Here is a 23,655-nt window from a genome sequence, read left to right as displayed (position 1 = left end):
TCACTCCTCGGAGAGCTGCGTCACGGTGGTGCGGCGGAAGGTACGGGTGGCCAGCACGGTCGCCAGCACGACCGCGAGGACCAGGGCGAGAGGGAAGACGCCGTACGCCAGCAGGGGGTCGACGTCGAAGCGGATCGCGGGCGCCCCCAGCGAGGCGCCCAGGGCGGCGGCGACCCCGTACTGGCCCAGGGTGGCGGTCAGCACCGTGCCGAGCAGCACCCCGGCGAGCAGCACGACCACGAACCGGGTCAGGTACTGGGTGCGCAGCGAGGTGTCGGAGATCCCGAGGGCACGCTGCACGGCGATCTGGGAGGTGTCCCGGGCGATGACCATGGTGGCGAACATCGCCGTGATCAGGAAGGCCAGCAGGAGCGCCACGGCGGCGGCCACGCCGGTCAGCGTACGGGTCTGGTCGACCAGCTCGCCCAGGCTCTGGCGGGTGAACTCCTGTACGTCGACCGCCTGGACCCCCGGCCACTGCGCCGCCAGGCGCCGGCCGACCACGGCCGGGTCGGCTCCGGCTGCCAGGTCGAGAACGATCGTGTCCCACAGCACCGGCTCCCCTGCCGTGGGCAGCACCGCCTTGGCCGTACGACCCCCGTTGGTCACGTCCTGGTAGATGCCACTGACCGTCGGCCGACGCTCGCCGGTCGCGCCCCGCAGCGGGACGGCATCACCGACGCGCACGCCGAGCCCGGAGGCGGCCAGGGAGGACAGGGCCATCTCGTCGGGCGTGGTCGGCGCCCGCCCCTCCAGGTAGGAGACCGGGAAGACGGTGTGGTCGCCGTTCTCCACGTTGAGCGACTCCCACTCCCCCGCCGGGTTGCGCACCTCCTGGCGGATGGTGACCAGTTCGGTGAACCGGCCGACCTGCGGGTCGGTGGCGAGGGCGCGACCCAGGGCCGGCGCCTGCGCCACGACCTGCTGGTCGCGTAGCTCCAGCCGCAGGTCCGAGCGGCCGGCCCCCATGTAGGTGATGAAGGCCGGGGAGGTGACGGTGGTGTGCAGGTTCAGCGGCACCACCATGATGAAGGTGCACAGCGTCAGCACGGTCAGCAGCATCCCGTGCGCCCGCAGGTTGCGACTGATCGCGTTCAACCCCAGCCAGACCGGAGGTGGCAGCCGGGTGGAGCGCCACAGCCGCAGTCGTGGCGAACGGCGACGCCCCGGCCCCACGGCCGTCCCGGCACGCAGGGCATCCATCGCGGTGATCCGGTCCAAGCGGCGCAGCACCAGCGCCACCATGGCGATCACCAGCAGCACGACCGCTGCGGCGGCGAGGACCGGCACGAGCACCTGCAGGACCGAGCGGTCGGCCGCGCCCAACTGCTGGCGCAGACCGGCGGTGAGGACGCGCGCGGCGGGCACCGAGGCGAGCAGCCCGACCAGTCCGCCGACGCCGACGAGGGCGGCGTACTTGACCAGGTAGAGGCCGCGGATCGTACGCCGGGGCAGGCCGATCGCCTTCATCACCCCGATCTCGCGCAGGTCGCGCTCGATCGAGGTCAGGAAGCTGAACCGCAGCGCGATCACGGCGACCACCACCAGCAGGCCGGCCAACAGGGCCAGCACCGCGATAACGATGCCGTGGGAGATGGCGTTGAACAGGTAGAACGAGGACCGCTCGATCATCATGCCGTTCTGCGGCAGGCCGGAGTCCGCGTACGCCTCGGCAACCTCCCGGGTCCGGTTGGTGTCGGTGAGCAGGAACTCGACCAGGTACTCGGGCTCGCCGGCGTGCGGCAGCACGGCAGCAAGGTCCTCGGGGGAGACCAGCAGCCGCTTGGAGGTCACGAAGGTCGGGTTCATCGTCGAGTCGCGCAGGAAGGCTGCGACCCGGAAGTCGTACGTGGCGCCGTCGAGGCGGACGGTGACCGGGTCCCCCACCTCCACGTCGCGTTGCAGCGCGTAGTAGACCGGCAGCGCGATCTCGCCGGACCGGACCGTGAGCACCTGGCCGTCCATCCCGAGCAGGTGGTCGAACTCCGGGTTCTGCACGGTCAGGGCCGGTTGGAGCACGCTGCCGGTCTCCGGAACGCCGTTGATGACCAGCCGGTCGACCGGGATCGGGACGGTGGTGGAGACCAGGGCGTCCTGCACGGCCGGTTGGCCGGCGGACCAGTCCTGGATCGCGTCGGCGTCGATGTCGCCGACATGCATCTGCACGATGTCAGGGGTCCGCGCGGTGGTGAACAGGCGGTCCAGGGAGCCGGTGAGCTGCACCAGGGCGGTGCCGCCCAGGGCGGCGAGCAGTGCGGCTATCGCGACCAGGCCGGCCAGCACCACGCCGATGGCACCGGTGCGCCGAAGGTCGGTCCGCAGCATCCTCCACAGCATGGTCGTCCTCGCTCCCCGGGCCCTGGCGTGGTCGCCGTCGGTGCTGCCCGCCACCGGTCAGTCTGGACCCGCCCGGGGGTCACCGAGGGAGAGTCCGGAGGTACCCCGGATCACGGTCCCCGGCCGGGTCGGGGGCTTGTTGGGGGCCTGTTCGGGGGCCTGCTCTGGGGCCGTTTCGGGCTCGCAGCCGAGCGGTTCGCGGTCGCCGTGCGGGGCTGTCCGGCGGCCCCGTCCTGGGGAATCCGTTGTGGCCCCCGTCCGGGGTGGTTAGCCTGAAGGGATCCAGCACCCACGTGGGTCAGGAGGCGCGGCATGGCGGACCAGGCGGCAGGCGCCGCGACGGCGGCCGAGATCCTGCTCGTGATGCGGGAGCTGGGGCGCCGGCCGTTCCTGCCCGCGGACCAGCGACCGTACGCGGGCGTCGACGCACCGCTGCCGATCGGCCACGGCCAGACGAACTCCCAGCCCAGCACGGTGCTCAACATGCTGGAACTGCTGGAGGTAGAGCCGGGCGCGTCGGTGCTGGACGTCGGCTGTGGCTCCGGCTGGACCACCGCCATCCTGGCCCGCCTGGTCGGCGAGACCGGCCGGGTGCTGGGCGTGGAGCGCATCCCCGAGCTGACCCGCCGGGCCCGCAAGGCCGTGGAGGACCAGCACCTGCCCTGGGCGCAGGTCCGCCAGGCGATCCCCGGCGTCCTCGGCCTGCCGGACGAGGGACCCTACGACCGGATCCTGGTGTCGGCCCAGGCGGACACCATGCCGACCGAGCTGGTCGACCAACTCGCTCCCGGAGGGGTGATGGTGGTCCCGGTGGGCTGGCTGATGCATCGGGTCCGCAAGGACGCCACGGGTGCTGTCCGGGACACCACGCACGGGGAGTACTCGTTCGTCCCGCTGATCACCTGAGCCGCCCGGAGCCGCAGCCTCGTACGGGGGGACGCGGTCGCCGGTGCGTCCGTTTCAGCGGGGCATCCGCCGCCACAGGGCCCGCGGGACGAACGGTGCGACCGAGAACATCACCCGCAGCTGCCAGGGGATCCACAGGTCCACCCCGCTGCCCCGGGAGATCCGCTCCACGACGGCGTCGGCCACCTGGTCGGGGGTGCTGGCGAACACCGCGGGGTCCATCCCGGCGGTCATCCGGCCGACCACGAAGCCTGGCCGGGCCACGACCAGGTGCACCCCGCTGCCGTGCAGGGCGTCCGCCAGCCCCGAGGCGAACCCGTCCAGCCCGGCCTTGGCCGATCCGTAGACGTAGTTGGCCCGGCGCACCCGCACACCGGCGACGGAGGAGAAGGCGACGATCGTGCCGGTGCCGCGGGGGCGCAGCCGGTCGGCCAGTACGGTGAGCAGGCTGGCCTGGGCGACGAAGTCGGTGTGCAGGATCCGGACCACCTCGGCCGGGTCGGTCTCGGCGAGCCGCTGGTCACCGAGGATCCCGAACGCCAGGACGGCCACGCCGATGGGGCCAGCCTGGGCCTCGATCCGGGCCACCAGCCCGGGGTGGGCATCGGTGTCATCGGCGTCGAACCCGACGACCAGGACCGCGTGTGCCCCGGCGGCCAGGCAGGCACGGCGCGCAGCCTCGGTGTCACCGGGCCGGACGGCCAGCACGACCGTACGATCCGGGGCCAGTCGCCGGGCGATGGCCAGCCCGATCTCGCTGCGGCCACCGAACACGACCACCGCGCCCTCGGGGACCGACCCGGGCGACCTCTCGATGCGTTGCACAACCGCAGCCTAGGTGCGCTCGGCGCGGCGGGACCGGAGGGCCCGGGCCCAGGAGACGACCATGGCGACGAAGGTCACCGACCAGACGGCGAGCGCCACCCAGATCCACAACTCGCCGATCCGCTCCACGATCGGTAGCCGGTCGGCACGGCCCAGGCGCATCCCGGCCACCGCGTACATGCCGAGCGGGAAGACCATGCTCCACAGCGACGGGGTGTAGTTCAGCGGGACGCGATGGACCAGGTGGCGCCAGACCCCTGCCCCGACGAGCGCGGGGATCAGCCAGGTCGCGAAGCACCACATCAGGACCGCCAGGCCGGCCACCAGCCCGCGGACGACGTCCACCATCGGCGCACTGTCCATCTCGACGATGGTCGCGCCCGCCACCACCGTGATCGCCACCGCCCCCATCAGGATCCAGTAGGCCGGGTCCATCTCGTGCGGCTCCATCCGGTGCAACGCGAGGCGCAGCGCCACCACCAGGGCCGTCGCGGCGTACAGCATGATGCCGACGGACCAGGAGAAGACGGCCATGATGGCCAGCCATTCGCGGGCCCCCGCGAAGTGCGGCTCGAGGGTCGCTGCGACGACCGCCACCGACTGGCTCGCGACGACCCAGACCAGCCACGACCCGTTGACCGATCCGACGATCGAGGTGTCCTGCCGGGTGAGCACGGCGATGCCGGGGATCACGTAGCCGAGCACCGCCCAGACCGACCCCGCCACGGCCAGCAGTGCCGCGGTGACACCCCACAGGCCGTGCCCGGCCAGCGCCGCCCCGACGACGTCGGTGGCGGCCACGAAGGTGAAGAACTGGAAGGCGGTCCGGGGATTGCGCAGGTCGGCCACCATCGCCGAGCGGTGCCGGGCCCAGCGGGCCACGTTCAGCACCACCAGGGTGGCGTACGCGACGACGGCCACGCCGAGGAAGGCGAGCGCGGCAGTGCCCCAGCCCCGCTGGGCGCACCCGGTCGCCACGATCCCGGTAGCCATCACGAGGGCGAAGTACCCCGGTGACAGGTGCTCCAGAGGCGGGTCGGTGCGCTGTGACGGCTCGGTGGTCATGGCCTCCCCTGGTCGTCGGGGGCGGGTGCCCGGACGGTTCCTCGTGCGTCATGGTGGCACAAGGCGCCGTCTCGGACCACGGTGAACCGTCAGCGCACCTTCAGGACAGCCGGCTGTCCTCGCTCAACGCGTGGAAGGCATGGTTGACGTAGACCAGTGGCCAGTCCTCCGGCCCCAGTCCGGCGCGCAGGGCCCGGACGACCACCAGCAGGCTGCCGGCCACGTCGGTGGCCTGCTCGATCTGTCCCTGGACCCAGCCGACCGCTCCGGCGAGGGCCACGTCGCCATTGGGGAGGACCTGTGTCGCGATGCCGGCGAAGCGGTCCTGGGCGGGCGCGGCGAACCTGCTGGCGACATCCGCCTGGCCGGCCGAGAGCACGTTGACCACGACCGTGCGGGCGGCCGCGACGATGGCACGCGAGGAGGACGAGGCGTTGACGGAGAAGGCCAGGTACGGCGGATCGACCGAGACCGAGGCGACCGACGTCGCGGTGAAGCCGACCGGACCGTCGGGACCAAGGGCGGTGACGACCGCGACCCCGCCGGCGTGCCGCCGGAAGACCGCCCTGAAGTCCTCTGCACCGATCTCCACTGCACCGATGTCCCCCGCACCGGGGTCCCCCGCCGCTCCCGCTGTCTCGTCACCTGCCACCAGCCTGCCTCCGTCCTGGAACCGACATCTCCCGCAACCGTAGCCCGCCGGACGTCGGTGGGCGCCCCTAGACTCGTGCCCCATGCGGACGACCACCACGCACCTGCCCGGGCTGACCCTGACCGACCTGGTCCTCGAGGTGCCCCTCGACCACCTGCACGCCGAGGCGGGGAGCATCGAGGTGTTCGCCCGGGTGGTCACCGGCGAGGGTGGCGAGGACCGGCCCTACCTGGTGTACCTGCAGGGCGGCCCGGGCTTCGAGGCCCCGCGGCCGACGCTGGTGCCGGCCAGTCCGCCGTGGCTGCCGCGCGCCCTGGAGGACTTCCGGGTGGTGCTGCTCGACCAGCGCGGGACCGGACGTTCCACCCCACTGTCCTCGGCGGTCACCGCGATGGCTCCCGATGACCAGGCCGCGTACCTCACCCATTTCCGTGCGGACGAGGTCGTGAACGACTGCGAGGCGGTGCGGCAGGCCCTCGGCGCATCGACCTGGACGGTGCTCGGTCAGTCGTTCGGCGGGTTCACCACCCTGCGCTACCTGTCGGAGCATCCCGAATCCCTGGCCGGGGCCCTTCTCACCGGCGGCCTGAGCGCCGTCGGCCACCCGATCGACGACGTGTACGCGGCCACCTGGCAGGTCATGGTCGACAAGTCCGGGCAGCACTACCGCCGCTTCCCCGAGGACCGCGACCGGGTACGCCGGCTCAGCGAGCTGTGCACCCAGGGCGCGATCACCCTGCCGAACGGCGACGCGGTCTCCGCGGACCGCTTCCGCACCATCGGGCATCGGCTCGGGATGCAGGGGGGTTCTGAGCAGCTGCACTACCTGCTCGAGCTCGACCACCGGTCCCCGGCCTTCGCCCACGACCTGGCCGCGGCCCTCCCCTTCACCGGTCGCAACCCGATCTACTCGGTGCTGCACGAGGCCTGCTACGCCGACGGCGTGGCCACCCGCTGGTCGGCGGATCGTACGATGCCCGACCGGGTCCGCGAGGACCCCACTCTCCTGGGCGGCGAGCACCTGCACCGCAGCCTGTTCGCCGAGGACAGCGAGCTGGCACCGTTCGCGGGCGTCGCGGACCGGCTGGCCGGGCACGAGTGGGGCCGGCTCTACTCCCCCGAGCGGCTCGCCCGAGCCGACGTGCCGGTCGCGGCGGCGGTCTACCATGCCGACGCGTACGTGCCGCGAGAGTTCTCGCTGGAGACCGCAGCGATGCTGCCGGACTGCCGGACCTGGGTGACCAGCGAGTACGAGCACAACGGCCTGCGGATGGATCCGGGCGTGCTGGACCACCTGATCGGCCTGCTGCGGGGACGCCGCTGGCTATGAGCATCCCGGCCGAGGCGGCCGGGTGGGTCAGAGGTGGTCGGCGCGCTCGGTCAGGTCGCGGGTCTCGTCCCAGGTCCGGAGCCGGTCGGCATAGACCGCCTCGACCCGCTCGACCGCACCGTGGCCGAAGAGGACGCGCAGCGGCGGCTCCGCCCGGTCGACGATCTCGAGGATCACCGGTCCGGTGGCCTCGGGCTGCCCCGGCGGCACGGTGGTGGGGTGCTCGGCCAGCCAGGCCCGGAAGTCGTCGTACGCGGGGTTCCTCTCGGAGCGGTGGGCCGAGGAGCCGGACCAGTCCGTGGCGTAGCCCTGCGGTTCGACCAGGGTGACCTTGATGCCGAAGCCGCGCACTTCCTGCGCCAGCGAGTCGGAGAACGCCTCGAGGGCGAACTTGGAGGCGTTGTAGATCCCCAGGTTGGGGACCGCCTGGACCCCCATCCGCGAGGAGGTCTGCAGGATGTGTCCCGAGCCCTGTGCCCGCAGCACCGGGAGCACCGCCTGGGTGACCCAGAGTGCGCCGAAGACGTTGGTCTCGAACTGTGCCCGGACCTCCTGCTCGGTCGCCTCCTCCACCATGCCGAAGTGGCCGAATCCCGCATTGTTGGCCACGACGTCAATCCGGCCGAACCGGTCGACCACCTCCTGCACTGCGGCGAATACCCGGTCCCGATCAGTGACGTCGAGCGGAACGGCCAGCGCCGTGTCCGGGTGGGCGTCGACGAGGTCCTGGACGGCCCCGGTCTCGCGTGCCGCGAGCGCGACGCTGTCACCCCGCTGCAGGGCCGCGGTGGCCCACACCCGTCCGAATCCCCTGGACGCCCCCGTGACGAACCAGACCTTTGCCATCAGATTCTCCTTCCGCTGCGACTGGGCCGTCCCGGCCCCGTACCCGTCGTCCACGGTAGGCCAGAACCGACCGGGGCCCGGGGACGGCGACACGCGAGGCCCGCTTGTGTCAGGCTGGACCGGTGCCCGCTCATCACCCGGACCCCCGACACCGCCGCCTGCCCGGGGACGGCTGGGCGCAGTGCGCCTGCGGCCGCGAGCACTGGGGCGTGTTCGGCGCGGCAGGACTCCTCGTCTGGCGGTCCTCCGGGAACGGGCACCAGGTGGTCCTGCAGCACCGGGCCGACTGGACCCACCACGGCGGCACCTGGGGCATTCCGGGCGGCGCCCTCAGCGGCACCGAGTCGAGCATCGACGGCGCCCTGCGCGAGGCGGTCGAGGAGGCGGGCCTGGTGACCTCGGCGGTCCAGGTCCGCGCCGACCGGACGCTGGTCCATCCGAATTGGTCCTACACCACCGTCGTCGCCGAGGCGATCGCCCCCTGGCAACCCGCCGTCACCGACGCGGAGAGCCACGAGGTGCGCTGGATCGACCTGGCCGAGGTGGAGCAGCTGCCGCTGCTGCCCGCGTTCGCCGCGGCGCTGCCCGAGTTGCGCACGATGCTGGGCCGGCTGGTCGTGGTCGTCGACGCCGCCAACGTGGTCGGCTCGCGACCCGACGGCTGGTGGTCCGACCGGCGGGGCGCGACGGCCGGGCTGCGCGACCACCTCGCCGAACTGGCCGGCACCGGACTGCCCGCGGATGCGGTGGGCCTGCCAGGTGGCACCTGGTACCCCGAGTTCGTCCTGGTCACCGAGGGGGCGGCCCGCGGGATCGAGCCGGCCGAGGGCGTCCGGGTGGTCACGGCGGCAGGGTCGGGGGACGACGCCGTCGTGGCCGCAGTGGCCGAACAGGCCGATGCCCCCGGCACCCTGCTCCGGGTGGCCACGGCCGACCGGGAGCTCGGCTCCCGGGTCGCCTCGTTCGGGGCCGAGATGATCTCGCCGCGACTCGTCCGCCACTGACGCGCGGGACTCACCTGATCGTCGCGTGCCACTCCTGCAGTGAACGTACGCGCTCGGCGCCTGCCAGCTGGGCCGCGATCCCCTCCGCCGCAGCCAGCGCCCCGGCGGCGGTGGTGATGTAGGGTGTACGGGTCCGGATCGCCCCCTTGCGGATGTAGCTGTCGTCGTACTCGGCGGACCTCCCGGCCGGCGTGTTGACCACGAGCTGTACCTGGCCGGCGCGGATCTCGTCGTCCAGGTTGGGGTGGCCCTGGTGCAGCTTGGAGACGATACCGGACTCGATGCCGTGCTCGGCGAGGAAGCGCTGGGTGCCCTCGGTGGCGCGGATCGTGAGTCCCGAGGCGACCAGGCTGCGGGCCGCGGTCACGATCGTGTCGGCATTGTCGAGGCGGTCCCGCTCGGCCACCGTCATCAGCACCGTGCCGGCTGTCGGCAGCGGCGACTGGGTGGCCTCCTGCGCCTTGAAGAAGGCCAGCCCCGCATCGGTGGCCAGCCCGAGCACCTCCCCGGTCGAGCGCATCTCCGGGCCGAGCAGCGGGTCGACCTCGGGGAACATGCTGAACGGGAAGACCGCCTCCTTGACCCCCTGGAACGGCACCTCACGCTCGGTGAGGCCCAGGTCGGCCAGCTTGTCCCCCAGCATCAGCCGGGTGGCGAGCCGTGCCATGTTCACGTCGCAGACCTTGGACACCAGCGGCACGGTCCTCGACGCGCGAGGGTTCGCCTCGAGCACGTACACGATGCCGTCGTGGATGGCGTACTGGATGTTCATCAGCCCGACGACGCCCAGCTCGATCGCGATCCGCCGGGTGTAGTCCTCGATGGTGGCCAGGTGCTCCGGACCGATGTTGACCGACGGGATCAGGCAGGCTGAGTCCCCCGAATGGATCCCGGCGTACTCGATGTGCTCCATCACGGCGGGGACGAAGGCGTCCTGGCCGTCGCAGATCGCGTCGGCCTCGCACTCCATCGCGTTGTCGAGGAACCGGTCGATCAGGATCGGGCGCTCGCGGGTGACCCCCTGGGCCGCGGCCATGTACCGGGTCAGGGACTCCTCGTCGTGGATGATCTCCATGCCCCGGCCGCCCAGGACGTAGCTGGGCCGGCAGATCACCGGGAACCCGATCCCCCGCGCGACCTCGACGGCCTCCTCGACGGTCACCGCCATGCCCGCCTCGGGCATCGGGATGCCAAGGCGGTCCATGATCGCGCTGAACCGGTCGCGGTCCTCGGCCAGGTCGATCGTCTCCGGACTGGTGCCGAGGATCGGCACCCCGGCCGCCTCGAGCGCCCGGGCGATGTTGAGCGGGGTCTGGCCGCCGAACTGGCAGACCACGCCGTCGGGCTGCTCGCGCTCGAAGATCGCCAGCACGTCCTCGACGGTCAGCGGCTCGAAGTACAGCCGGTCCGAGGTGTCGTAGTCGGTGGAGACCGTCTCGGGGTTGCAGTTGACCATGATCGTCTCGAAGCCGGCGTCCCGCAGCGTGTACGCGGCGTGCACGCAGCAGTAGTCGAACTCGATGCCCTGGCCGATGCGGTTGGGCCCCCCTCCGAGCACCATCACTTTGCGGGCGTCCCGATCGACAGGCTCGGGCGCCGGCAGCGGGTTGGCACGCTCCGGGGCATAGGTCGAGAAGTAGTACTCGGCGCCCTCCACACCGCTCACCGGCACCGCCTCGTAGCGGTGCGTGATGCCCTCGGCCAGGCGGCGGGCCCGCAGCTCGGTCTCGTCGACCCCGAGTACGCCTGCCAGGTAGGCATCGCCGAAGCCGTACTCCTTCGCGGCGCGCAGCAGGTCTGCGGGCAGGTCGGAGAGCCGGCCACGGTAGGCCTCGACCCGGGTCTCGACATCGACCATCGCCTTCATCTGCTCGTGGAACCACGCCTTGATGTGCGTACGCTCCTCGAGCTGCTCGGGGGTGGCGCCGGCCCGCAGCGCCTCGTACAGCAGGTACTGCCGATCGGAGGTCGGGGTCTCCACCCGGCGCAGCAGCTCGTCCAGTCCGAGGGAGCGGAAGTCGGCGGCGTTCCCCAGGCCGGTGCGGCCGTTCTCCAGCCCGCGGATTGCCTTGCCGAACGCCTCGCGGTAGTCCTTGCCGATGCTCATCACCTCGCCGACGGCGCGCATCTGCGTCCCGAGCCGGTCCACCGCCCCGGGAAGCTTCTCGAACGCCCAGCGGGCGAACTTCGCGACCACGTAGTCACCGTCGGGGGTGTAGCGGTCGAGCGTGCCGTCGCGCCAGTACGGGATCTCGTCCAGCGTCAGGCCGGCCGCCAGCAGCGTCGACACCATGGCGATCGGGAAGCCGGTCGCCTTGGACGCCAGTGCCGAGCTACGCGAGGTCCGCGGATTGATCTCGATGACCACGACGCGCCCGGTCCGCGGGTTGTGGGCCAGCTGCACGTTGGTGCCGCCGACCACACCGATGGCGCGCACGATCCGGTAGGAGATTTCCTGCAGCTCCGCCTGCAGCTGCGGGTCGATGGTCAGCATCGGCGCGGTGCAGAACGAGTCGCCGGTGTGCACGCCCACGGCGTCCACGTTCTCGATGAAGCAGACCGTGATGATCTGGTCGCTGGCGTCGCGGACGACCTCGAGCTCCAGCTCCTCCCAGCCGAGGATCGACTCCTCGACCAGCACCTGGTCGATCGGGGATGCCTGCAGGCCCCGGTAGACGGTCGTACGTAGCTCCTCGACGTCGTTGACGAAGCCGCCGCCGGTGCCGCCCATCGTGTACGCCGGGCGGATGACGCAGGGGTAGCCGATCTCGGCCGCGAACGCCTCGGCGTCCTCGACGTTCCCCACGGTCTTGGAGCGGGGCATGTCCACGCCGAGCTCGGCCATGGTGCGCTTGAACGCCTCACGGTCCTCGCCCCGCTCGATCACCGACTGGCTGATCCCGATCATCTGCACTCCGTTGTCGGCCAGCACCCCGGCGCGGTCCAGCGCGGTGGACAGGTTCAGCGCGGTCTGGCCGCCGAGGTTCGGCAGCAGGCCGTCCGGCCGGGAGGCCCGGATGATCTCGGTGAGCCGGTCGATGTTCAACGGCTCGATGTAGGTCTCGTCGGCCATGATCGGGTCGGTCATGATCGTGGCCGGATTGGAGTTCACCAGGACGACCTGGTAGCCCAGCTTCCGCAGCGCCTTGCAGGCCTGGGTGCCCGAGTAGTCGAACTCGCACGCCTGCCCGATCACGATCGGCCCCGAACCGATGATGAGGACCTTGTGGACGTCGTCCCGCCTGGGCATGGGCTCTCCTCGCTCGCAACGCTGCTGGCCATGCGAATCTATCGCCCGTGCTCCGACCCGGTCGTCCCGGGGCCACGTACGCGGAACAGGACGATGCACACCAGGGGGAGAGCACATCCGGGTCGGCACCGTCGGATCGTCCGGCAGGCAACGCGGGTCCAGGCTCAGAGGTGGTTCACCTCTATGCTTCCCGCATGCCCGATGCAACTCTGAATGGACATGCGAACCCTGCTGAGCAGCCGACGACCGGTTGTCGGGACCTCGGCCCCGCCAGGACGCCGACCCACCCGGTCGCCACCGCGCCGGTGAATGGGCCGTTGTTCTCGGTCGACGGCTTCGTCAAGGAGTTCATCCACGAGTTGAACACGGCCCAGGGCGTGGCACTGGCGCGCTCGAGCGTCAATGACCAGTACCTGGCCCTGGCCCGCACCGTGAAGAACTACCTCATGGCGCGCTGGCTCGACACCAATCGCAAGACTCGCGAGGCCAAGGTCAAGACTGTGGGCTACCTGTCGGCCGAGTACCTCCTCGGCCGTCAGCTCGGCAATGCGCTGCTGGCCTCCGATCTGAACGAGATCGCCGACAAGGGCCTCGAGCTCTGCGGCCTCGACCTGGTCACGCTGCGCAACCAGGAGGTCGAGCCGGGCCTGGGCAACGGCGGCCTCGGACGCCTCGCGGCCTGCTTCATCGACTCCCTGGCCACGATGAACGTGCCGTGCATCGGCTACGGCATCCGCTACGAGTACGGCATCTTCCGCCAGACCTTCGTCGACGGGCGCCAGGTCGAGCAGCCCGACACCTGGCTCGCACTGGGCTCGCCGTGGGAGTTCCCGCACCCCGATGCGTCCGTCCAGGTGAACTTCGGTGGCCACACCGAGAAGTACCGCGACGCCGACGGCAAGGAACGTACCCACTGGCTGCCCGACTGGAACGTGCTGGGCGTCCCCTACAACTACATGGTCCCCGGCTACCTCAACGGCCGCGTGAACACTCTGCGCCTGTGGAGCGCGCAGGCGACCAAGGCCTTCGACCTGCCGACCTTCAATGCCGGCGACTACGCGCAGGCCGTGCGGGCGCAGACGTTCGCCGAGAACATCTCCAAGGTGCTCTACCCCGAGGACTCCACGCCGCAGGGCAAGGAACTACGCCTGCAGCAGCAGTACTTCTTCGTCGCCTGCTCGCTGCGCGACTTCATCGACAACGAGCTCGAGGACGACTTCGACCTCCACCACCTCGACGAGCGCATCATCCTCCAGCTCAATGACACCCACCCGGTGATCGCGGTGCCCGAGCTGATGCGCATCCTGATGGACGAGAAGGGCTTCGACTGGGACGAGGCCTGGGCCGTCACCACCAAGTGCTTCGCCTACACCTGCCACACGCTGTTGCCGGAGGCCCTCGAGGTGTGGCCGACCGAACTGCTCGGCCGCCTGCTGCCGCGCCATCTCGAGATCATCTACGCGATCAACGAGCAGCTCCTGGAGGAGGTCCGCGAGGCCTATCCCGGCGACGAACTGCGCGCCCGCCGCATGTCGATCATCGCCGAGTTCCCCGAGCGCGGCGTCCGAATGGCCTACCTCGCGACGTACGCCGCCACCAAGGTGAACGGCGTGGCCGCCCTGCACAGCCAGCTGCTGCGCGACAAGGTGCTGCCGGACTTCTCCGAGATGTGGCCCGACAGGTTCACCAACGTCACCAACGGCGTCACCCCGCGCCGTTTCGTGAAGATGGCCAACCCGAAGCTGTCCGAGCTGATCAGCGACACCATCGGCGGCGGCTGGGTCACCGACCTCGAGCGTCTCCGGGAGCTGGAGCCCTTCGCCGACGACCCCGACTTCCGCGCGCAGTTCGCGGCGGCCAAGGACTGGAACAAGCGTCGCCTCGCCGAGGTGCTGCGCAAGCGCGACGGCATCGACCTTCCCGACGGGCACCTCCTCGACGTGATGGTCAAGCGCCTGCACGAGTACAAGCGCCAGTCGCTGAAGCTGCTGCACGTGGTGTCGCTGTACGAGCAGGTCATCTCCGGCAAGCTCCCCGTCGACCAGCTCACCCCGCGTACGGTCGTCTTCGGCGCCAAGGCGGCCCCCGGGTACAAGATGGCCAAGGACACCATCCACCTGATCAACCGCGTGGCCGCGACCGTCAGCGCCGATCCTCGACTGGAGGGACGCCTCAAGGTCGCCTTCCCCGCCAACTACAACGTGACGCTGGCGGAGAAGCTGATCCCGGCAGCCGACCTGAGCGAGCAGATCTCGCTGGCCGGCATGGAGGCCTCGGGCACCGGCAACATGAAGTTCGCCCTCAACGGTGCGCTGACCATCGGTACCGATGACGGCGCGAACGTCGAGATCCGCGAGCTGGTCGGCGACAAGCACTTCTTCCTGTTCGGCATGAACGAGCCGCAGGTCGCCGAGCTGGGCGCGAAGGGCTACAACCCGGAGTCGTACTACGAGGACAATCCCCAGCTGAAGGCCGCCCTGGACCTGGTCCTGTCGGGTCACTTCAGCGGCGGTGACCAGCACCTGTTCGACGCGGTCGTGTACAACCTGCTGAACAGCGACCGGTTCATGGCGCTGGCCGACTTCCAGTCCTACGTCGACGCGCAGGCGCGCGTCGAGGAGAGGTACGCGGACACCGACGCCTGGACGCGTTCGGCCGTCCTGAACGTGGCCCGCTCCGGCTTCTTCAGCTCCGACCGCTCGATGCGCGAGTACATCCAGCGCATCTGGCACACCCAGCCGATGATGTGAGGCTGGCCGCTTGAGGCGGATCGCCGGCGGGTGCCTCGGCACCCGGCGGGCGATCCCTTTTCGCGGTCCCCACGGGCCGTCCTGCAGCAGCTGGTGCCGACGGGGTGCGGGAACGGCGCGAGAGTCCCCGATCCGCTGCCGCCGACACGGACCAGGTTGAGATCAGGGGAAGATGGTTGGGTGCAGACCATTCCAGCAGCCGGCGTCATCATCCTGAACGAACAGCGCCAGATCCTGCTCGTGCAGCGCGGTCACGAACCGCAGCGCGGTCGCTGGACGGTGCCCGGCGGCCGGCTCGAGCCCGGTGAGTCACCTGACCGGGCCGCTGTCAGGGAGGCCTTCGAGGAGACCGGGCTTCACGTGCGCATCGAGCGCGAGGTGCTCCACCTACGACTCCCCACGGGGGACGGACACGAGTTCGACGTGCACGATTTCCTGGCCACCGTGGTCGGCGGCGAACTGGCTGCCGGGGATGACGCGGATGACGCCCGTTGGGTCAGCCAGGACGACCTGGGCGCCCTCGAATTAACCGAGAACCTGGTCGACTACCTCGAGGAGGCGGGGATCACCGACCTCTGGTGACCGGATGACGCGACCCGTGGACCTACCAGCGTCAGGCTTCGCTCGCCCCGGTGGCCCGCTGATCACGGTCGGCACGTACTCGAGCAGTTGAAGCCGACCGTCGAACGTACGGCTCTCGACCAATTCGAGTGCCACGTCGGGATAGCCGTCGTAGATCCGCTCACGTCCGGTCCTCCCGGTGGTGAACGGGAAGACCACGGTCCGGACCTGCATCGCCCCCGGAGGGCGTTGATCTCCGTAGGATGGCGCCATGACCGTACGGATGGACAACGTCGGCATCGTCGTCGAGGACCTGTCTGCGGCGATCACCTTCTTCCGTGTGCTCGGACTCGAGCTCGAGGGGCAGACCGTGGTCGAGGGAGAGTGGGCCGGACGGGTCACCGGGTTGGGCAACCAGCGCGTCGAGATCGCGATGATGCGTACGCCGGACGGCCACGGCCGGCTCGAGCTCTCGCGCTTCCTCGAGCCACCGATCGTCGCCGACCATCGGAACGCCCCGGTGAACGCCCTGGGCTACCTGCGCGTCATGTTCGCGGTGGAGGATCTCGACGAGACCCTCGGCCGGCTGCGCGAGCACGGCGGGGAACTCGTCAGCACCGAGGTCGTGCGATACGAGGACGCGTACCGGCTCTGCTACGTACGTGGCCCCGAGGGGATCCTCATCGGTCTGGCCCAGGAGATCGGCTGAGGTCCCGGCGCCGGTGCACCGCCGGTTGGCCCTCCCCCGTCGCTGCCGGTCCACAGGTCCTCATCGGCGGACCGTTCGGCGCGATGCAGGCGGGGTGATGCAGGCGGGGTGATGCAGACGGGGTGATGCAGACGGGGGGTGCTGCGCCGCAGCTGAGCCACAGCGCAGCACCCCTCGTTCACCGGGCTCCAGACCTTGAACCGGAGCGCCACCTGATCAGCGAATCAGAAGCTGCCGTCGATGTCGGTCCTGACGACGACCTTCTGGTTGACGAACTCATGAAGTCCCAGGTCGATGAGCTCGCGCCCGTAGCCGGAGCGCTTGACTCCACCGAACGGGATGTCCGCCTTCACACCGGTGGGCTGGTTGATGTACACCATGCCGGTGTCGAGACGGCGCGCCAGTGCGCGAGCCCGGTCCGTGTCGGTGGAGAAGACCGACCCGCCCAGTCCGAACGGAGACGAGTTCGCAATGCGAACCGCATCGTCCTCGTCCTTCGCCCGGTAGATCTGGGAGACCGGTCCGAAGAACTCCACCTGCGAGGTGTCGGAGCCATCGGGAATATCGGTGAGGATGGTCGGCTGGAAGAAGGCGCCCTCCTCGGGAACGGATTCGCCGATCTCCTCGACCGTCACGCCTTCGGCGCGGGCCTTCTCGACGAGCTTGGCGAGATCCTCGGCCGCCTGCCGGCTGGACAGCGGTGCGAGGGTGGTCTGGTCGTCCATGGGATCGCCCGCCACGAGACCGGCGACGCCCTTGCGGTACTTCTCGACGAACTCGTCGTAGACGTCGTCGACGACGATGATGCGCTTCGAGGAGCAGCAGACCTGGCCTGCGTTCCAGTGGCGACCGAAGACGGCCCACTTGACGGCCTTGTCGATCTCGGCGTCGGACAGGACGATGAACGCGTCCGCTCCCCCCAGTTCCAGGGTGGACTTCTTCAGGTTCTTCGAGGCGATCGCGGCGACGGATGCGCCGGCGCCCTCGGAGCCGGTCAGGGCCACGCCCCGGACGCGGTCGTCGGCGAGGATCTTCTCGGTCGCACTGTGCGGCGCGAAGATGTTGACCAGGAGACCGTCAGGCGCGCCGGCCTTGCGGAACAGATCCTCCATCTTCAGCGCCGACTGCGGCACGTTCGACGCGTGCTTGAGGACGATCGTGTTGCCGGCGGCGAACTGCGGCGCACCGATCCGGATCACCTGGTAGTAGGGGAAGTTCCACGGCTCGACTGCGTAGAGCACGCCGAGGGGCTCGTTCACCAGCACGACGTCGGTGTCCCCGAAGCCCTTGGCCGGGAGGAAGCGCGGGGCGAGCTCCCCGGCGGCGTTGGCGGCGTAGTACTGGAGCATGCCGATGCAGAGATCAACCTCGGCCTCTGCCTCCCCGATGAGCTTGCCCATCTCGAGGGTCAGGGTCTCGGCATACGCCCGCTTGTTCTCCCGCAAGACGTCCGCGGCCTTCTGCAGGACGGTACCTCGCTGCTCGAACGTGACGTCCCGCCAGGTCTCGAAGGCTGCCTGGGCCTTGGCGATGGCTGCGTCGATATCGGCGTCCGTCGCATTGTCGAAGGTCTTGAGGACTTCACCGGTGTAGGGATTGGTCGTTGCGTAGGCCATTCTCACTCCTTACCTAATCTCCTAGTCACGCACTTGATCTTTCGACCATATGCCCTCGTTCCGGCCGCAGGGCCCCCGAATTCAACCGATGACACGCCCTCATGCGTGGCATCCATCACCCTGCATCGCCTGCGCCCAGTCGCGGCCAGGGCATCGAGGCTGCCCGCAGACACCAGGGCGGACATGGGCAGTGCCACGTGGTGCTACGCGACTCGAGGGAACCTGAGACTCACCCGTCAGCCGCAGGCGCGACCTCGATGTCCTGCCCGGAACGCAGCAAGGATTCGGCCACGAAGCCGGACGCCTTCACGTCCTCGACGAAGTCGCGCAGGTACCGCAGGGCGGACACCGGACGACCCACAGGTATCGCTATCGCCTGCTCGATCTGCATGAACGGTGGCTCGATGATGCGAAGAGTCGGGTCGGCGGCCACGAAGGCGGTGATCGGTTGGCGGATCCCGGCCGCGACCTCCAGTCCGAGGTCCTGGAAGGCCTGGGTGCCCTCCTCACCCCGGACCACCTCTGCGCGCCGGTACTCCCGGGACAGGAACAGGTCGTACGCCGACCCCTGCTTCACCCCGATCCGGATCCCGGGCCGGTCCACGTCGCCCAGCGTCCGGATCGAGGAGTCCCGCGGCACGGCGAACACGCCCTCGATCAGCGCATAGGCAGCAGTGAAGGCGAGGACCTCGGCGCGGGCCGGGTCGATCGCCAGGAAGCACAGGTCGGCCGCACCGTCGACCACGGCGGCCAGGGACTTGCGCGCCGCATCAAAGCACAGGACGTCGACCGGCACGTCCAAGCGTCGTCCGAGTTCCAGGGCCAGGTCCACGCTCACCCCGGAGGGTTGCGACGGGCTGCCCTGCGCCAGCACCGAGTTCCCCAGGTTGATCGAGGCTCGCAACACTCCGGTGGGCGCCAGTTCGCGCCGGACGTCGTCATCCATGGTGCGATCTTAGGGATGGACCGGTTCCCCGTGCGGTGAGAGAACCGGCTCACCACCCACCCCGCCAGACGACGCCGGCGCGTCACTGCCGGAGCGAGCCGCTCACTCGTCGCGGCACCACCCGTCCCGACGGAACCGGACCTGGGAACCGGCCACTGATCATGTGTCGCCTGCCTGCACAGCAGTCAGTTTCGTGTGGAGAATCAGCGCGGACGACCGTCAGACGGTCACCACCACCAGCAGCTCTTCCAGCCCGGCGAAGTCCTGCGCATTCCGGGTCACCAAGGGCAATCCCTCGGCCACAGCGGTCGCAGCGATCAGGAGGTCCTCGAACCGTCGACGGGGCTGTCGCCCCGCCGCCACCACAGCCGCATGGACCCGACCATAGGCCCGCGCCGCTTCGGTCCCGAAGGGGATGGGCTCGAAAGCAGCCTCGGCCCGCTGCAGCCTGTCCTGCCGACGTGCGCGCTCCATAGGGTCGTCCGTCGCAGCTGGGCCCGCCGACAGCTCGGCCATGGTGATCGCTGACACGCCCACGGCCAACGGGAGCGATTCCGGACCAAGCCGGTCCAGATCGATCACCACCGACGTGTCCAGCAGCCCGGCCTCCAGCCGCTCAGCCACGTGGCTCGACCCCTTGATCGGCCACGTCGTCGAGGTCACGCCTGAACCTGCCCCCGTCAACCGCCGGTGCGCCCCGGAACAGCTCGCCCACGAGGCGGACGTCCACCAATCTCTGGCGCCGCAGGGGACGCAGCTCTCCCACCGGCACCGAGTTGCGCGTGATGATGAAAGTGCGGCCTTGGTCAAGGCCCCTCATGATGCGTCCGCTGTCGTTGCGAAGCTCGCGCTGGCTGATGCTCTCGCTCATGAAACGAGCGTAGCGCCAGGTGCTACAGCAGCCAACGACGCCAAGGCCAAGTCGTAGTGCGGTTGGGGGCCGTCAGGTCGCCTGCAGGACGAGCTTCAGCTGTTCGACCGCCCAGTCCAGGTCGGAGACCTGGATCGTCAGCGGAGGTGCGAGGCGGATGGTCTGGGCGTGCGTGTCCTTCACCAGTATGCCGCGGTCCAGCAGTCTCTCGGCAACCTCGCGGCCGGTGCCGAGCGCCGGTTCGACGTCGAGTCCTGCCCACAGGCCGGCCACGCGCACCTCGGTGAGGCCGTGGCCCAGCAGTGGGTCGAGCAGACCCTCGAGGTGGTGGCCGAGGGTCGTCGCGCGTTCCTGGAACTCCCCCGTCTGCAGCAGTTCAACCACGCGCAGCCCGACCGCCGCGGCGACCGGGTTGCCACCGAAGGTCGACCCGTGCTCGCCGGGACGGAACACCCCGAGGACGTCGCGGTCGCCGACGACGGCCGAGACCGGCAGGATGCCGCCGCCCAGTGCCTTGCCCAGCAGGTAGAGGTCGGGGACGACGCCCTCGCGGTCGCACGCGAAGGTCGTGCCCACGCGGCCGAGGCCGGACTGGATCTCGTCGGCGATGAGGAGCACGTTGTTCCGGGAGCACAGCTCGCGGACCGCCCGCAGGTAGCCCTGCGGCGGGATGATGACGCCGGCCTCGCCCTGGATGGGCTCGATGAGCACGGCGGCGGTGTTCTCGTCGATGGCTGCTTCGATCGCGCCGGCATCCCCGTACGGCACGGTGACGAAGCCGGGCGTGAACGGACCGAACCCGTCCCGGGTGACCGGGTCGTCGCTGAACCCGACGATCGTAGTGGTGCGGCCGTGGAAGTTGCCCGCCGCCACGATGATCCTCGCGCGGTCGGCAGGCACCCCCTTCACTCGGTAGGCCCAGGCCCGGGCTGTCTTGATGCCGGTCTCGACGGCCTCCGCGCCGGTATTCATCGGCAGCACCAGGTCCTTGCCGCACAGGTCGGCAAGAGCGGCGGCGAAGGCCCCGAGCCGGTCGTTGTGGAACGCCCGGCTGGTCAGGGTGAGCCGGCCGATCTGGTCGACGGCCGCCTTGACCAGCTCGGGATGGCGGTGCCCGAAGTTCAGCGCCGAGTAGGCGGACAGCAGGTCGAGATAGCGCCGGCCCTCGACATCGGTCACCCAGACGTCCTCCGCGGTCGACACCACCACCGGAAGCGGGTCGTAGTTGTGTGCCAGGTGCTCCCCCTCCTGGTGGATGAGACGCGCGGTGGGCGTGTCAGGGTTCGTCGTCATGCTCATGGCCTGCCTCCTCGCAGTTCCAGGGTGCAACACTTGATCCCGCCGCCGCCGAGGTGCAATTCGGACACGTCGACCGGTAGGGGGTGATAACCGCGCTCGCGCAACTGCGCGACGAAGTTGCTGGCGGGCGGCGAGATGACCACGTTGCGGCCGTCGCTCACCGCGTTCAGCTCGAGGGTCTCGGGCACCGAGGCAGGTAAGCGGATCGCATCGGGGAAACGCTCGCTGAGCTCGCCCTGGCTGCGCTCGTCGAAGGCCGACGGCCGGTAGGCTATGTTGGCCCGCTCGGCACCGCCCGGGCCCTGCACCGGGTCGAGGACGCACAGGGCGGTGTCGAGGTGGTAGTAGGCCGGGTTGACCAGCCGCAGCGAGACGACCTCGAGCCCGAAAACGCCCGCGACCTCGGCGTGGCTGTCGAGCTGGGACCGGAAGCCGTAGCCGGCGAGGATCGTTTCGCCCGCCAGCATCAGGTCCCCCTCGCCCTCCTGCGTCGCGACCGGCTCGACCACATCGAACCCGTGGGCCGCGAACCAATCCCGGAAGGGGCGCTCCTCACCCCGACGCTGGCTGACGCTGAACCTCGCACCCAGGGCCACGCCGTCGATGACGAGTCCGCTGTTGGCCGTGTAGACCATGTCGTTCAGGCCCGGGATCGGGTCGATGAGTTCGACCTCGTGCCCCAGTCGTACGTACGTGTCGTGGAGCGCCTGCCACTGCCGCACAGCCCGGGACGTGTCGGTCGGATGCGTCCGATGCATCCAGGGATTGATCTCATAGCTGACCGTGAAGTGGTCCGGCCGGCACATCAGGTACCGGCGACGCTCCTGGATCCGATCCGGAGAAGACATCTCGCTCCCCACCGAGTCCGACGGCGGACGCTGTCCCGGGGCCCGGCGGCACTTCGACCCGCGGCCGAGCCACGGGGAAGAGGCGACACGAGCACGCCTGCCCCCAGTGTTCCACGGCTCCCAACGGGTAGAGAAGCACCGAACAGCTACGTGACCAGGGGTGGGACGTTCCCTCGCAGCGGAGCCTCGCCAGGCCCGGGCCTCGACCGGGATCGGAGCCGAGGGTTGCGTGTGAGCTCCTCGGCGATGCCTTTCGCTTCCGGCTGGTCGCCCCTAGTGTGAGCCCGTGATGACGATCGATGGCGTACGGGAACGCGTGGCGCGTGGGGCGACCTACGAGGCGATCGCCACCGGGGTCCTCGAACGCGGGCAGACGGATGCGGCCGCAGCGCACGTCTTCACCGCCACGTACGCCGATGACGCCCTGGCCGCGGCCCGCGCGGCAGACGCCGCCGGGCGGGACGCGGGCCGCCCGTTGGCGGGCCTGCCCGTCACGATCAAGGACCTGTTCGATGTCGCCGGCGAGACCAGCCTGTCCGGCACGATCGTGCGCCGGGGACTGCCGGCCGCCGGGGCCGACGCGGTCGTCGTCTCGCGGCTGCGCCGGGCCGGCGCGTCGATCATCGGACGCACCAACATGGTCGAGTACGCCCTGGGCGGGGTGGGCATCAACCCGCACTACGGCACGCCGCGCAACCCGGCCGATCCCGAGGTGGCGCGCGTCCCGGGTGGCTCGTCGTCGGGGGCTGCGGTGTCAGTGGGGCTGGGCCTGGCGGTCGCGGGCGTGGGCTCGGACACTGCCGGTTCGGTGCGGATTCCCGCGGCCCTGTGCGGGCTGGTCGGTTTCAAGCCCACCCAGTGGCGGGTGCCGCTGACCGGAGCGGTCGAGCTGTCCCGCTCGCTGGATTCGGTCGGCCCGATCGCCAACTCGGTGGCTGACTGCCTGGCGCTGGACGCGGTGCTGGCCGGCGTCCCGCTCCCGGTGGTTTCGCGTCCGTTGTCGGGCCTGCGGCTCGCGGCGGCCCAGACGCTGGTGCTCGACGACATCGAGCCGGCGGTGGCCGCGGCGTACGAGCGGGCCCTGCGGACCCTTGCCGATGCCGGGGCGAGCATCGAGGAGGTGCAGCTGGCGCAGTTCGGCCGGATCGCCGAGCTCAACCAGCCCGCCGGACTGTCTCCGATCGAGTGCTGGGCCGCGCACGGGGACCTGGTGAGGGCACGGGAGGCCGACGTCGACCACCGGGTGGCCCAGCGGATGCGATTGGGCGACGGAGTCAGCGTGGCCGACTACCTGGCGATCCACGACCGCCGCGCGCGGTGGATCACCGAGACGGAACGGGCGCTGGAACCGTACGACGCCTTCCTGAGCCCGACGGTGCCGATCGTGGCGCCGGAGATCGCCCGGCTGGAGTCCTCGGACGATGCGTACTTCGCCGCCAACCGGCTGCTGCTGCGCAACCCCTTCATCGTCAACTGGCTCGACGGATGCGCCTTCTCGCTGCCATGCCACGCTCCCGGCGAGTTGCCGGTGGGCCTCATGGTCTCCGGGCCCCGCGGCGCCGATGCCCGCATTGCCGGGGTCGCCTCGGCGGCCGAGGCCGCGCTGGCTGCGCGCTGACCGGGCTGGTACCCGAACTCAAGCTCACGAGCGGCCGTCGCCTTCGGACGGTCCAGAGCGGCTCGACGTCATACCTCGCGACGCAGAAGCAAAAGTCACGAATCTGGTATAGTCGCCACGGCCCACTGGGCCATCTCATCATCGATGACACGACACGAGAAGCGCCCACTGCGCTTCCGCCACGGCACGTTCGATGCCCCATCCGCCTTGAACGTCTGGAGC

19 protein-coding genes are annotated in these 23,655 nt (G+C 70.2%); 7 read left to right on the top strand and 12 right to left on the bottom strand.

The features are described 5' to 3' along the window. A complete protein-coding gene (locus GA0111570_RS01415) occupies positions 1–2,337 on the bottom strand; it encodes an FtsX-like permease family protein (protein ID WP_092605601.1) in 2,337 nt (778 codons plus the stop codon). A 312-nt stretch (positions 2,338–2,649) separates the two neighbouring features. Between GA0111570_RS01415 and GA0111570_RS01410 the strand changes: the two genes are divergently transcribed. Next, the gene (locus GA0111570_RS01410; protein WP_092605599.1) at positions 2,650–3,243 is read left to right on the top strand and encodes a protein-L-isoaspartate O-methyltransferase family protein; all 594 of its coding nucleotides are present in this window, start codon (positions 2,650–2,652) and stop codon (positions 3,241–3,243) included. Positions 3,244–3,297: 54 nt separating this feature from the next. Here GA0111570_RS01410 and GA0111570_RS01405 read toward each other — a convergent pair whose 3' ends face one another. From GA0111570_RS01405 to GA0111570_RS01395, 3 genes are all read right to left on the bottom strand, one after another. Then, positions 3,298–4,068, bottom strand: coding sequence for an SDR family NAD(P)-dependent oxidoreductase (locus GA0111570_RS01405; RefSeq protein WP_217633960.1), 771 nt, complete (start codon positions 4,066–4,068; stop codon positions 3,298–3,300). 9 nt (positions 4,069–4,077) lie between these two features. Beyond that, positions 4,078–5,133 (bottom strand): tellurite resistance/C4-dicarboxylate transporter family protein, encoded by a 1,056-nt coding sequence (locus GA0111570_RS01400; protein ID WP_092605595.1) that lies wholly within the window; start codon positions 5,131–5,133, stop codon positions 4,078–4,080. Positions 5,134–5,233: 100 nt separating this feature from the next. After that, positions 5,234–5,785, bottom strand: coding sequence for a flavin reductase family protein (locus tag GA0111570_RS01395; RefSeq protein ID WP_245702970.1), 552 nt, complete (start codon positions 5,783–5,785; stop codon positions 5,234–5,236). A gap of 82 nt (positions 5,786–5,867) precedes the next feature. Between GA0111570_RS01395 and GA0111570_RS01390 the strand changes: the two genes are divergently transcribed. Then, entirely contained in the window at positions 5,868–7,115 is a 1,248-nt protein-coding gene (locus tag GA0111570_RS01390; RefSeq protein ID WP_092605591.1) for an alpha/beta fold hydrolase, read from the top strand. A 27-nt stretch (positions 7,116–7,142) separates the two neighbouring features. Here GA0111570_RS01390 and GA0111570_RS01385 read toward each other — a convergent pair whose 3' ends face one another. Then, positions 7,143–7,961 (bottom strand): SDR family NAD(P)-dependent oxidoreductase, encoded by an 819-nt coding sequence (locus GA0111570_RS01385; RefSeq protein ID WP_092605589.1) that lies wholly within the window; start codon positions 7,959–7,961, stop codon positions 7,143–7,145. 122 nt (positions 7,962–8,083) lie between these two features. On the opposite strand from GA0111570_RS01385, the gene GA0111570_RS17950 reads away from it, so the two are divergent. Beyond that, complete coding sequence (locus tag GA0111570_RS17950) at positions 8,084–8,965, top strand: NUDIX domain-containing protein (protein WP_245702969.1); 882 nt, start codon at positions 8,084–8,086, stop codon at positions 8,963–8,965. 10 nt (positions 8,966–8,975) lie between these two features. Here the strand turns inward: GA0111570_RS17950 and carB are convergent, their stop codons facing one another. Then, positions 8,976–12,215, bottom strand: coding sequence for a carbamoyl-phosphate synthase large subunit (gene carB, locus GA0111570_RS01375; protein WP_092605587.1), 3,240 nt, complete (start codon positions 12,213–12,215; stop codon positions 8,976–8,978). A 194-nt stretch (positions 12,216–12,409) separates the two neighbouring features. Between carB and GA0111570_RS01370 the strand changes: the two genes are divergently transcribed. The 3 genes from GA0111570_RS01370 to GA0111570_RS01355 all read left to right on the top strand — a co-directional run bounded on the left by GA0111570_RS01370 (position 12,410) and on the right by GA0111570_RS01355 (position 16,235). Continuing rightward, complete coding sequence (locus tag GA0111570_RS01370) at positions 12,410–14,965, top strand: glycogen/starch/alpha-glucan phosphorylase (RefSeq protein ID WP_092605585.1); 2,556 nt, start codon at positions 12,410–12,412, stop codon at positions 14,963–14,965. Between the two features lie 180 nt (positions 14,966–15,145). Next, positions 15,146–15,547, top strand: a complete 402-nt coding sequence (locus tag GA0111570_RS01365; protein WP_092605583.1) for an NUDIX hydrolase — start codon at positions 15,146–15,148, stop codon at positions 15,545–15,547. 250 nt (positions 15,548–15,797) lie between these two features. Next, entirely contained in the window at positions 15,798–16,235 is a 438-nt protein-coding gene (locus tag GA0111570_RS01355) for a VOC family protein (protein WP_217633959.1), read from the top strand. Positions 16,236–16,459: 224 nt separating this feature from the next. Here the strand turns inward: GA0111570_RS01355 and GA0111570_RS01350 are convergent, their stop codons facing one another. The 6 genes from GA0111570_RS01350 to ddaH form a co-directional block, all read right to left on the bottom strand. After that, complete coding sequence (locus GA0111570_RS01350) at positions 16,460–17,851, bottom strand: NAD-dependent succinate-semialdehyde dehydrogenase (RefSeq protein WP_092605581.1); 1,392 nt, start codon at positions 17,849–17,851, stop codon at positions 16,460–16,462. Between the two features lie 229 nt (positions 17,852–18,080). Beyond that, a complete protein-coding gene (locus GA0111570_RS01345; RefSeq protein WP_092605579.1) occupies positions 18,081–18,797 on the bottom strand; it encodes a transporter substrate-binding domain-containing protein in 717 nt (238 codons plus the stop codon). A gap of 219 nt (positions 18,798–19,016) precedes the next feature. Beyond that, a complete protein-coding gene (locus GA0111570_RS01340; protein ID WP_217633958.1) occupies positions 19,017–19,421 on the bottom strand; it encodes a type II toxin-antitoxin system VapC family toxin in 405 nt (134 codons plus the stop codon). Further along, positions 19,414–19,668, bottom strand: coding sequence for a type II toxin-antitoxin system Phd/YefM family antitoxin (locus tag GA0111570_RS01335; protein ID WP_092605577.1), 255 nt, complete (start codon positions 19,666–19,668; stop codon positions 19,414–19,416). The genes GA0111570_RS01340 and GA0111570_RS01335 overlap by 8 nt, the downstream gene beginning before the upstream one ends. Positions 19,669–19,740: 72 nt before the next feature. Further along, entirely contained in the window at positions 19,741–20,967 is a 1,227-nt protein-coding gene (gene rocD, locus GA0111570_RS01330; protein ID WP_425438589.1) for an ornithine--oxo-acid transaminase, read from the bottom strand. Further along, the gene (gene ddaH, locus GA0111570_RS01325; RefSeq protein WP_092605573.1) at positions 20,964–21,815 is read right to left on the bottom strand and encodes a dimethylargininase; all 852 of its coding nucleotides are present in this window, start codon (positions 21,813–21,815) and stop codon (positions 20,964–20,966) included. The genes rocD and ddaH overlap by 4 nt, the downstream gene beginning before the upstream one ends. 289 nt (positions 21,816–22,104) lie before the next feature. Between ddaH and GA0111570_RS01320 the strand changes: the two genes are divergently transcribed. Continuing rightward, the gene (locus GA0111570_RS01320) at positions 22,105–23,433 is read left to right on the top strand and encodes an amidase (protein ID WP_092605571.1); all 1,329 of its coding nucleotides are present in this window, start codon (positions 22,105–22,107) and stop codon (positions 23,431–23,433) included. The last annotated feature ends 222 nt before the right edge of the window (positions 23,434–23,655 follow it).

This window comes from Raineyella antarctica, assembly GCF_900092135.1.
GTDB classification, from domain to species: domain Bacteria; phylum Actinomycetota; class Actinomycetes; order Propionibacteriales; family Propionibacteriaceae; genus Raineyella; species Raineyella antarctica.
Note: the sequence above shows the minus strand (reverse complement) of the source record. Positions and strands in the feature narration are given on the sequence as shown.

Bases quoted from the DNA above. Each gene is read 5' to 3' on its own strand.
- GA0111570_RS01415 (WP_092605601.1), bottom strand. From the start codon at position 2,337: ATGCTGTGGAGGATGCTGCGGACCGACCTTCGGCGCACCGGTGCCATC.
- GA0111570_RS01410 (WP_092605599.1), top strand. From the start codon at position 2,650: ATGGCGGACCAGGCGGCAGGCGCCGCGACGGCGGCCGAGATCCTGCTC.
- GA0111570_RS01400 (WP_092605595.1), bottom strand. From the start codon at position 5,133: ATGACCACCGAGCCGTCACAGCGCACCGACCCGCCTCTGGAGCACCTG.
- GA0111570_RS01390 (WP_092605591.1), top strand. From the start codon at position 5,868: ATGCGGACGACCACCACGCACCTGCCCGGGCTGACCCTGACCGACCTG.
- GA0111570_RS01385 (WP_092605589.1), bottom strand. From the start codon at position 7,961: ATGGCAAAGGTCTGGTTCGTCACGGGGGCGTCCAGGGGATTCGGACGG.
- carB (WP_092605587.1), bottom strand. From the start codon at position 12,215: ATGCCCAGGCGGGACGACGTCCACAAGGTCCTCATCATCGGTTCGGGG.
- GA0111570_RS01370 (WP_092605585.1), top strand. From the start codon at position 12,410: ATGCCCGATGCAACTCTGAATGGACATGCGAACCCTGCTGAGCAGCCG.
- GA0111570_RS01355 (WP_217633959.1), top strand. From the start codon at position 15,798: ATGACCGTACGGATGGACAACGTCGGCATCGTCGTCGAGGACCTGTCT.
- GA0111570_RS01350 (WP_092605581.1), bottom strand. From the start codon at position 17,851: ATGGCCTACGCAACGACCAATCCCTACACCGGTGAAGTCCTCAAGACC.
- GA0111570_RS01345 (WP_092605579.1), bottom strand. From the start codon at position 18,797: ATGGATGACGACGTCCGGCGCGAACTGGCGCCCACCGGAGTGTTGCGA.
- GA0111570_RS01335 (WP_092605577.1), bottom strand. From the start codon at position 19,668: ATGAGCGAGAGCATCAGCCAGCGCGAGCTTCGCAACGACAGCGGACGC.
- rocD (WP_425438589.1), bottom strand. From the start codon at position 20,967: ATGAGCATGACGACGAACCCTGACACGCCCACCGCGCGTCTCATCCAC.
- ddaH (WP_092605573.1), bottom strand. From the start codon at position 21,815: ATGTCTTCTCCGGATCGGATCCAGGAGCGTCGCCGGTACCTGATGTGC.
- GA0111570_RS01320 (WP_092605571.1), top strand. From the start codon at position 22,105: ATGACGATCGATGGCGTACGGGAACGCGTGGCGCGTGGGGCGACCTAC.